Here is an 8,502-nt window from a genome sequence, read left to right on the forward strand (position 1 = left end):
CACGTGGGTCGTCCCCTTCGTCGTCTCCGGTGCCCTGCGCAGGGCACCGGAGGCACGGCTACAGCCCGAAGCTCTTCGCCACGGCCCGGACCGACTCCGCGGACGCCCGGAGCCCTGCGAGCTCGTGGTCGGACAGCGGGACCTCGATCCGTTCCCCGCACCCTCGTCGCTCGAGCAGGGACGGGACGGAGAGGCAGACGTCGCTGATCCCGTGGAAGTCCTCGAGGAGCGAGGACACGGGCAGGACCCGGTGCTCGTCGTCGAGGACGGCCTCGATGATGCGGGTCGCGGCGAGCGCGACCGCGTAGTTCGTCGCCCCCTTGCCCTCGATGATGCGGTAGGCCGACTGCACGACCTCGTGCGCGATGTCCTCGCGCACCTCGGCCGTGAGCGGACCACGGCCCTTGAGCCCCTGCCACTCGAGCAACGGCACCCCGCTGATGGTCGCCGAGCTCCACAGGGGGATCTCGCTGTCCCCGTGCTCGCCCGCGATGTACGCGTGCACGTTCTGCACCGCGACGCCGCAGTGCTGCGCGACGAGGAAGCGCAGCCGGGACGAGTCCAGGACCGTGCCGCTGCCGAAGAGCTGGTTCGGGGGCAGGCCCGAGTACTTGAGAGCGGCGTAGGTGACCACGTCGACCGGGTTGGTCACCATGATGTAGACGGCGTTGGGCGCGACCTCGACGAGTCCGGGCAGGATCTTGCGCACCAGCGAGATCGTCGCCTCGGCGAGGTCCAGGCGCGTCTGTCCGGGCTTCTGCTTGGCCCCGGCGGTGAAGACCACGACGTCGGCGTCCGCGCACACCGCGACGTCGTCGGAGCCCTCGACCTTGGCCATGGGCATGAACTGGATGCCGTGCTGGAGGTCGAGGACCTCGGCCTCGACCTTGGTCCTGTTGATGTCGAGCAGGCTCACGGTGTGAGCGGCTCCACGCATGAGCGCCGCGTAGGCGAGGGTCGATCCGACGGAACCTGCGCCGACGATCGCGAGCTTGGTGGTACGGGCGGGCACTGTGCCTCCTGGACGTTGAGCGCCGGGCGTCGGTCGCTGCACGAGCGTCGCGACGTCCGTTGCATGGACTGCCAGGTCTCAGCCTAGGGCGGACAGGCGCTCGAGCGCAGAGAGGACGACACGGCGGTCGGTCGTGGTCCAGAAGTCCGGCATCGACTTCGTCAGGTAGGAGCCGTAACGGGCCGTCGCCAGACGCGGGTCGAGGACCGCGACGACCCCGCGGTCGGCGGTCGACCGGATGAGCCGTCCCGCGCCCTGCGCGAGCAGCAGCGCGGCGTGGTTCGCCGAGACCTGCATGAAACCGTTGCCGCCCGCGGCCTCGACCGCGCGAGCGCGAGCCGACTTCACGGGGTCGTCGGGACGCGGGAAGGGGATCCTGTCGATCAGGACGAGCTGGCAGCTGGGGCCGGGGACGTCCACGCCCTGCCACAGCGAGAGCGTGCCGAACAGGCATGTCGCGGGGTCCGCGGCGAACTCCTTGACGAGCGTCGGCAGCTGGTCCTCACCCTGGCACAGGATGGGGACGTCGAGACGCTCACGCATGGCCTCGGCGACCGCGAGCGCCGCTCGCCGTGAGGAGAAGAGCCCGAGGGTCCGTCCCCCGGCCGCGGTGATGAGGTCGGCGATCTCGTCGAGCTGGCCGTCCGTCGCGGCCTCGCGGCCGGGCTGGGGCAGGTGCTTGGCGATGTAGAGGATGCCCTGCTGGGGGTAGTCGAACGGGCTGCCGACGTCCACGCCGGTCCAGGTGGCGCCGTCGTCGTCGAGGCCCAGCGAGCGGGCCACGGGGTCGAAGGTGCCGCCGAGCGCGAGCGTCGCCGAGGTGAAGACGCCCGTGCGCTCGGTCAGGAGGTGGGTACGGATGAGGCCCGCGACCGCGAGCGGCGCGGCGTGCAGCTTGCTCACGCCGTCCCCGCTCCATCGACCGTCGTCGCCCGCGCGCGAGCACCACAGGACGTCGTGGCCGGTGGGGTCCTGGGCCATGCGCTCGGCGATCTCGAAGACCTGGAGCATGGTCGCCTGGGCCATCTTCATACCGGTGTCGGGCTGGGCCTGCGGACCGCCCGAGGTGTCGGGCTTGAGCGCGCTCAGCGCGGTGCGGGCGGCGTCGCGGACGGCAGCCACGGCAGAGCGCGCGTCGTCGGGCAGGCCGTCGGGGAAGCGCTCCGCGGGAAGCGAGGCGACGACGGTCCCGAACGCCCCTGTCGCCAGGTCGAGGTCCGTCGTCTGGACTCCTCCGTGCCGGCGCGCGAGGCGTGCCGCGTGCTCGATGATCGGCACGGAGAGGTCTGCGGTCGCGGCGGCCGTGACGCGGTCGCTGAGCTCGTGGGCCTCGTCGACGACCACGACACCGTGCTCGGGCAGCACGCCGGGCGAGCCCGACGCGGCGATGCCCAGCATCGCGTGGTTGGTCACGACGACGTCGGCCTCCCGGGCGCTCGTGCGCGCCTGGTCGGGGAAGCAGTCGTCGATGAGGGGACACTTGGCGCCCAGGCACTCGAGCGCCGTGACCGAGACCTGCCGCCAGGCCTTGTCGGAGACGCCGGGCACGAGGTCGTCCCGGTCCCCGGTCGTGGTCTCCTGCGCCCACTCGCGTAGCCGCACGACCTGCTCCCCCAGGGCTGCGGCCCCCGACGCCGCGCCGGGCGCGGGGTGCTCGGCGACGCCCGCGCGCTCGCCACCCGTGGGCAGGTCGAACAGGGTGGGCTCGTCGGCCGGGTAGCCGCCCTCGATCTTGTGCTGGCACAGGTAGTTGTGCCAGCCCTTGAGGAGCGCGATCCGCGGCGGGCGCGGCAGGCGGTCGGCGACGGCCTCGGCGACGAGCGGCAGGTCGCGCGTGATGATCTGGCGTTGGAGGGCGAGGGTCGCGGTCGAGACGATGACACGCTCGTCCTCGCAGACCGCGTGCCGGACCGCCGGCACGAGGTACCCGAGGGACTTGCCGGTCCCCGTCCCGGCCTGGACCAGCAGGTGGTCGGGGCCGCCCGAGCCGTCGATCGTCCGCGCGACGTTCGCGGCCATCTGGTGCTGCCCGGCGCGGCGACCGCCGCCCAGGGCGCCGACCGCGAGGTCGAGCAGCTCCTCGACGTCAGGGGTCGCGGGGCCCGCGGTCAGGGTGGTGGTGGTCTCCTCGGGCACCCCGGAAGTCTACGTGGGGCCACCGACACGACCGGGCTCGCAGAGCGCCGGGACGGTGGCCCCAGCGACGGTCAGGCCCGGACCGCCACCGTGTTGAGCTCGAGCGCGAGCCCCTCGTCGACGCGGCCCAGGAGCCGCGTCCCCGTCTCGACGTGCTCCTCGAGGTCGATCTCGCCCGTGAGGTGCACGCGGTTGACCAGGTCGCCGCGGTGGTAGGGCACCACGACGTCGATCGAGACGTCGGGACGCGGCAGCTCGTCGGAGATGAGCTGGAGCAGGTCGTCGATCCCCTGCCCGGTGTGCGCCGAGACGAGGATCGTGCGGCGCTCACGCCCGCGGATGCGGGCGACGACGTCGGGGTCGGCGACGTCGACCTTGTTGAGCACGACGACCTCGAGCACCTGGTCGATGCCCGGGATGTCGGCGAGCACGTGGCGGACCGCCGCGATCTGGCCCTCGGGGTCGGGGTGCGACGCGTCGACGACGTGGAGCAGCAGGTCGGCCTGGCCGACCTCCTCGAGCGTCGAGCGGAACGCCTCGACGAGCTGGTGCGGCAGGGAGCGCACGAACCCGACCGTGTCGGCGAGCGTGTACACGCGCCCGTCCTCGGTCTGCGCGCGCCGGACCGTGGGGTCCAGGGTCGCGAACAGGGCGTTCTCGACGAGCACGCCGGCGCCCGTGAGGGCGTTGAGCAGGCTCGACTTGCCCGCGTTCGTGTACCCCGCGATCGCGACCGACGGGATCGCGTGGCGCTTGCGCGAGGACCGCTTGGTCTCGCGGCCCGGCGCCATCGCGGCGATCTCGCGGCGCAGCTTGGTCATGCGGTCGCGGATGCGGCGACGGTCGAGCTCGATCTTGGTCTCACCGGGTCCGCGCGAGCCCATGCCCGCGCCGGCGCCACCCACCTGGCCACCGGCCTGGCGGGACATCGACTCGCCCCAGCCTCGCAGGCGCGGGAGCAGGTACTCGAGCTGCGCGAGCTCGACCTGCGCCTTGCCCTCCCGGGACTTGGCGTGCTGGGCGAAGATGTCGAGGATGAGCGCGGTCCGGTCGACGACCTTGACCTTGACGATGTCCTCGAGCGCACGGCGCTGCGAGGGCGCGAGCTCGCCGTCGATCACGACGGTGTCCGCGCCGCTCACGGCCACGACGGAAGCGAGCTCCTCGGCCTTGCCCGACCCGAGGTAGGTCCCGGGGTCCGGCTTCTGACGGCGCTGGAGCACGCCGTCGAGCACCTGGGAACCGGCGGTCTCGGCGAGGGCCGCGAGCTCGCGCAACGAGACCTCGGCCTCTGTCGCCGCGGCCTCGCCGCTGCCGCTGTACAGCCCGACGAGCACGACCTTCTCCAGTCGCAGCTGCCGGTACTCGACCTCGGTGACGTCCTCGAGCTCGGTCGAGAGGTTCGCCACCCGTCGCAGCGCGGTGCGCTCGGCGAGCTCGAGCTGTTCGCCGTCGTGGACGGAGTGCTGGGTGCCTCCCTCGGCGCGCGCGGTACCCGCCCGTGCGAGCACCCGTGCCACGACGTCTCCGGCGATGTCGCGCTCGGGGCGCACGGTCTCCGGTTCGGTCTCAGGGGTGGGGTTCGCGGGGGTCTGGGTCATGGGCCGCCTTTCAGCTGAGGGTCCGGGCGCCGGGTCGAGGTGACCTGGGCCGGTCGTTCCGTCCGGAGACGCTCCGGTCGGCATGTCGTACAACAAGCGTGGCACGCCGGATCGTCCCGGCGCGAACCAATTCGCCCTGCGGAGCCGCGGTTCATCCCAGGGCGCAGCGCGGACCACCCTCTGGGCGTGCCCGGGCGACCGCGGCGGGTCGTGCGCCGGCCGATAGGATCGGTCCTCGTGACCACACCTCCCGACGCGACGCCCGAGCCCTCTCCCGACCACTACTTCACGGCGAGGCCCGCCTCCGCCGAGGAGCGCCGGGAGCTCACGGTCCGGCTCGCGGGCCGCGAGGTCACGGTCGAGGTAGCGTCGGGCATCTTCTCCCCCGGGCGCCTGGACCTGGGCACGCAGGTCCTCCTGCGCTCGGTCCCGGACCTCCCGCCCGCCGCGTCCGGGCCCGACGGCGCAGCGAACCTCCTGGACCTCGGCTGCGGCTGGGGCCCGGTCGCGCTGACCATGGCGCTCGAGTCGCCCGCCGCGACCGTGTGGGCCGTCGACGTCAACGAACGGGCGCTCGACCTCGTGCGACGCAACGCCGCACGGCTGGGGCTCGAGAACGTGCGCGCGGTGCGCCCCGAGGACGTCCCGGCCGGCGTCCGGTTCGCGGCGATCTGGTCCAACCCGCCCATCCGGGTCGGCAAGGACGTGCTGCACGAGATGCTGTTGCACTGGTTGCCGCGCCTGGAGCCCGGCACCGAGGCCTACCTCGTGGTGCAGCGCAACCTCGGTGCGGACTCGCTCATGGCCTGGCTGAACGAGCACCTGGACGACGACCTGACGGTCAGCAAGCTCGCGAGCGCCAAGGGGTTCCGGGTGCTCGAGGTCACGCGCGCAGGCTGAGCGCCCGCCGGACCGACCCGTCGCCCGGCGCGAGGCGGCCACGGACCGGCGCGCGCCGAGCGCGCCGAGCGCGCCGTGGCGCGACGCCGTCGGGCCACGTGACGGTGCCCGCGGTGCCCGCGGTGCCGTGGTCAGCGGGCGAAGGCCGCCAGGTCGATCTCCGCCCCGAAGACGATCTCGGCCGGTCCGGCGAGCTCGACGCGACCGCCCTCCAGGGCGGTCACCCGCACCGTGCCGCCCGGCACGTCGACGAGCCACACGTCGGGCGACGACGGGCCGCCCCATGTACGGACCGCGAGCGCCGCGGCGCACGCCCCCGTCCCGCAGGACTCGGTCTCCCCGACGCCGCGCTCGTGCACGCGCATGCGCAGCCGCCCGACGACGGTCCCGTCGACCGAGACCTCCTCGCCGAGCGGGACGACGAGCTCGACGTTCGTGCCGTGGGGGGGCTCCGGCGAGACGGTCGGTGCCTGCGTGAGGTCGGCGGCCTCGAGCTCGTCCTCCTGCGGCAGCGCGAGGACCGTGTGCGGGTTGCCCAGGTCGACGCTCAGCGCGGGGCGCGGGACCTCCCAGCCCGAGATCGCGACCGCGGCGTCGAAGCCCTCGTCGAGGGCCGTACGGCCGCCCGGCAGGAACCACGGGCCCATGTCCACGGCGTACCAGCCGTTCGCCTCCTTGCGCACGTACTTGACGCCCGCGCGCGTGCCGACCGCGAGGACGCGTTGAGCGGCCTCACCCTCGGGCGCGTCGTCGGCACCGGGCCGGGCCCCGGCGACGCCGAGGTCCACGAGCCCGAGCCGCTCGGCGAAGGCCGCGAAGACCCGCACCCCGTTGCCGCACATCTCGGCGATCGATCCGTCGGCGTTGCGGTAGTCCATGAACCAGATCGCGTCGGGGTCCTCCGCGAGGACCTGCGCGGACTCGGGCACGTACGCGGTGGGCACGAGCCGGATCACGCCGTCGCCGCCGATCCCGGACCGGCGGTCCGCGAGCGCACGGACCTGGTCGGCGTCGAGGTCGCGGCTGCCCTCGAGGTCGGCGATCAGGACGAAGTCGTTGCGGGTCCCGTGGCCCTTGGCGAGACGGGTCGTCGAACGGGGCGGCGTGGGGCTCATGAGCCCAGACTACGGCGCGTCGGGCGGTCGTCCGTGCGCTCGTCCAGGGTGCCGTCGTCGGCGGCCCGGACGATCTCGAGCGCGTCGGCGAGCAGCGTGGGCGACTGCGCGTCGAGCCAGTGCACGCGCGGGTCGCGGCCGAACCATCCCATCTGCTTGCGGGCGAGCCGGCGCGTGTTCGCGGTGATCTGCTCGCGTGCCTCGTCGGCCGTGGTCTCCCCGCGCAGGTGCGCGAGCACCTCGGCGTAGCCGACTGCCCGTTCCGCGGTCCGTCCGAGGCCCGGCGCGAGGGAGCGGACCTCGTCGAGGAGCCCGTGCTCCCACATCCGCTCGACGCGGCCCGCGACGCGCGCGTCGAGCGTCTCGCGGTCGCAGTCGAGCCCGATCTGCACGGCCGGGCGGACGTACTCCTGGCGCGGCAGGTTCGCGGTGAAGGGCTCGCCGGTGATCGCGATGACCTCGAGCGCGCGGACGACGCGCCGGGTGTTCGACGGACCGATCGACGTCGCGGCCGCGGGATCCAACCGGGCGAGCTCGGTGTGCAGCGCCCTGGTGCCCTCGCGCTCGGCGCGCTCCTCGAGCAGGACGCGGACGGCCGGGTCCGTGCCGGGGAAGTTCATCTCGTCGAGGAGCGCGCGCACGTACAACCCCGACCCGCCGACGACGACCGGTCGGGCGCCGCGCCCCGCGATCGCGTCGAGGTCGGCGCGGGCCGCGGCCTGGTAGTCGGCGACCGACGCGTCGTCGGCGGGGTCGAGCACGTCGAGCTGGTGGTGGGCGATCCCCCGCCGCTCGTCGACGGGCACCTTCGCGGTCCCCACGTCCATGCCGCGGTAGAGCTGGTAGGCGTCGGCGTTGACGATCTCGGCGGGGGCCAGGGCCTGTGCGAGGTCGAGGGCGAGGTCCGACTTCCCGGTCGCGGTGGGGCCGACGACGGCGACGATGAGCATCCGAGAACCGTACCCGGCGGCAGGGCCGGGAGCCTGGTCGGACAAATCCACCCTGTCCCGGTGTGGGTGGTCGTGCGTAGGCTCCTCCGGGTGGGCGGACAGGCGCCCGCCCGCACGGCCTTCGCCGCCGCACCGCAGCGGCAACCGACGACGAGGAACGAGACATGAGCTACTTCACCAAGCCCGGCAGCACGGACCGTACCCCCAACGCACCGCTGTCGCGCGACCGGGTCGAGGCCTTCCTGGCGGGCAAGGGCTGGAACTACGGGATCGACGACGACGGCGACCTCGGCGGGGGCTGGGACGGGAACGTCTTCTACTTCTTCGTCCAGGGCTCGAAGCAGGAGATCCTGCAGGTCCGCGGGCGCTGGCACCGCACCCTGCCCGCCGAGGAGCACGTGGGCCTCGTCATGCTCGCCAACGACTTCAACCAGCGCAAGGTGTGGCCCAAGGTCTTCTGCCGGGTCGAGGGCGAGCGCGTCGCGATCTACACCGAGGTCGCGACCGACCTGGAGTTCGGCGTCGCGGACGACCAGCTCGGCCAGCTCGTCGAGTGCGGCCTGTACTCGGGGCTCCAGTTCTTCGAGCAGCTCGACGAGCAGTTCCCCGCCCCCGACGCGGACGCGTCCGACGCGAACACCTTCGTCGAGGACCGGCCGCTTTGACGAGCACGTTCCAGGTCGACCTGCACGGCGTCGTCGACCTGCTCGCGCGTCACCTGTACTCGAGCCCGCGCGTGTACCTGCGCGAGCTCCTGCAGAACGGCGTGGACGCCGTCACCGCGCGCC

Annotated in this window: 7 protein-coding genes; 2 read left to right on the forward strand and 5 right to left on the reverse strand. The window is 73.3% G+C overall.

The annotated features are described in order from the left end of the window. Window positions 1-58: 58 nt before the first annotated feature. The 3 genes from ACFRCR_RS14175 to hflX form a co-directional block, all read right to left on the reverse strand. Complete coding sequence (locus ACFRCR_RS14175) at window positions 59-1,012, reverse strand: L-lactate dehydrogenase (protein WP_336706126.1); 954 nt, start codon at window positions 1,010-1,012, stop codon at window positions 59-61. Between the two features lie 78 nt (window positions 1,013-1,090). Further along, on the reverse strand, window positions 1,091-3,148 hold the full coding sequence (locus ACFRCR_RS14180; protein WP_377678394.1) for an ATP-dependent DNA helicase: 2,058 nt from the start codon (window positions 3,146-3,148) through the stop codon (window positions 1,091-1,093). A gap of 71 nt (window positions 3,149-3,219) precedes the next feature. Then, on the reverse strand, window positions 3,220-4,749 hold the full coding sequence (gene hflX, locus ACFRCR_RS14185; protein WP_191795647.1) for a GTPase HflX: 1,530 nt from the start codon (window positions 4,747-4,749) through the stop codon (window positions 3,220-3,222). A gap of 237 nt (window positions 4,750-4,986) precedes the next feature. On the opposite strand from hflX, the gene ACFRCR_RS14190 reads away from it, so the two are divergent. Then, complete coding sequence (locus tag ACFRCR_RS14190) at window positions 4,987-5,649, forward strand: class I SAM-dependent methyltransferase (RefSeq protein WP_377678396.1); 663 nt, start codon at window positions 4,987-4,989, stop codon at window positions 5,647-5,649. Between the two features lie 131 nt (window positions 5,650-5,780). Here the strand turns inward: ACFRCR_RS14190 and ACFRCR_RS14195 are convergent, their stop codons facing one another. Both ACFRCR_RS14195 and miaA read right to left on the reverse strand, forming a co-directional pair. Then, window positions 5,781-6,764, reverse strand: a complete 984-nt coding sequence (locus ACFRCR_RS14195) for a diaminopimelate epimerase (protein ID WP_377678398.1) — start codon at window positions 6,762-6,764, stop codon at window positions 5,781-5,783. Further along, window positions 6,761-7,714 (reverse strand): tRNA (adenosine(37)-N6)-dimethylallyltransferase MiaA, encoded by a 954-nt coding sequence (gene miaA / locus ACFRCR_RS14200; protein ID WP_377678401.1) that lies wholly within the window; start codon window positions 7,712-7,714, stop codon window positions 6,761-6,763. Before miaA ends, ACFRCR_RS14195 begins: the two co-directional genes overlap by 4 nt. Window positions 7,715-7,878: 164 nt before the next feature. On the opposite strand from miaA, the gene ACFRCR_RS14205 reads away from it, so the two are divergent. Further along, window positions 7,879-8,379 carry a YbjN domain-containing protein gene (locus ACFRCR_RS14205; RefSeq protein ID WP_191795644.1) on the forward strand — a complete coding sequence of 167 codons (501 nt, stop codon included), beginning with the start codon at window positions 7,879-7,881 and terminating at the stop codon, window positions 8,377-8,379. The last annotated feature ends 123 nt before the right edge of the window (window positions 8,380-8,502 follow it).

The organism is Oerskovia sp. NPDC056781, assembly GCF_042789955.1.
GTDB classification, from domain to species: Bacteria; Actinomycetota; Actinomycetes; order Actinomycetales; family Cellulomonadaceae; genus Oerskovia; species Oerskovia rustica.

What these genes read in the sequence shown, in the direction of transcription:
- hflX (WP_191795647.1), bottom strand. Translation starts at nt 4,749, where the DNA reads ATGACCCAGACCCCCGCGAACCCCACCCCTGAGACCGAACCGGAGACC.
- ACFRCR_RS14195 (WP_377678398.1), bottom strand. Translation starts at nt 6,764, where the DNA reads ATGAGCCCCACGCCGCCCCGTTCGACGACCCGTCTCGCCAAGGGCCAC.
- miaA (WP_377678401.1), bottom strand. Translation starts at nt 7,714, where the DNA reads ATGCTCATCGTCGCCGTCGTCGGCCCCACCGCGACCGGGAAGTCGGAC.
- ACFRCR_RS14205 (WP_191795644.1), top strand. Translation starts at nt 7,879, where the DNA reads ATGAGCTACTTCACCAAGCCCGGCAGCACGGACCGTACCCCCAACGCA.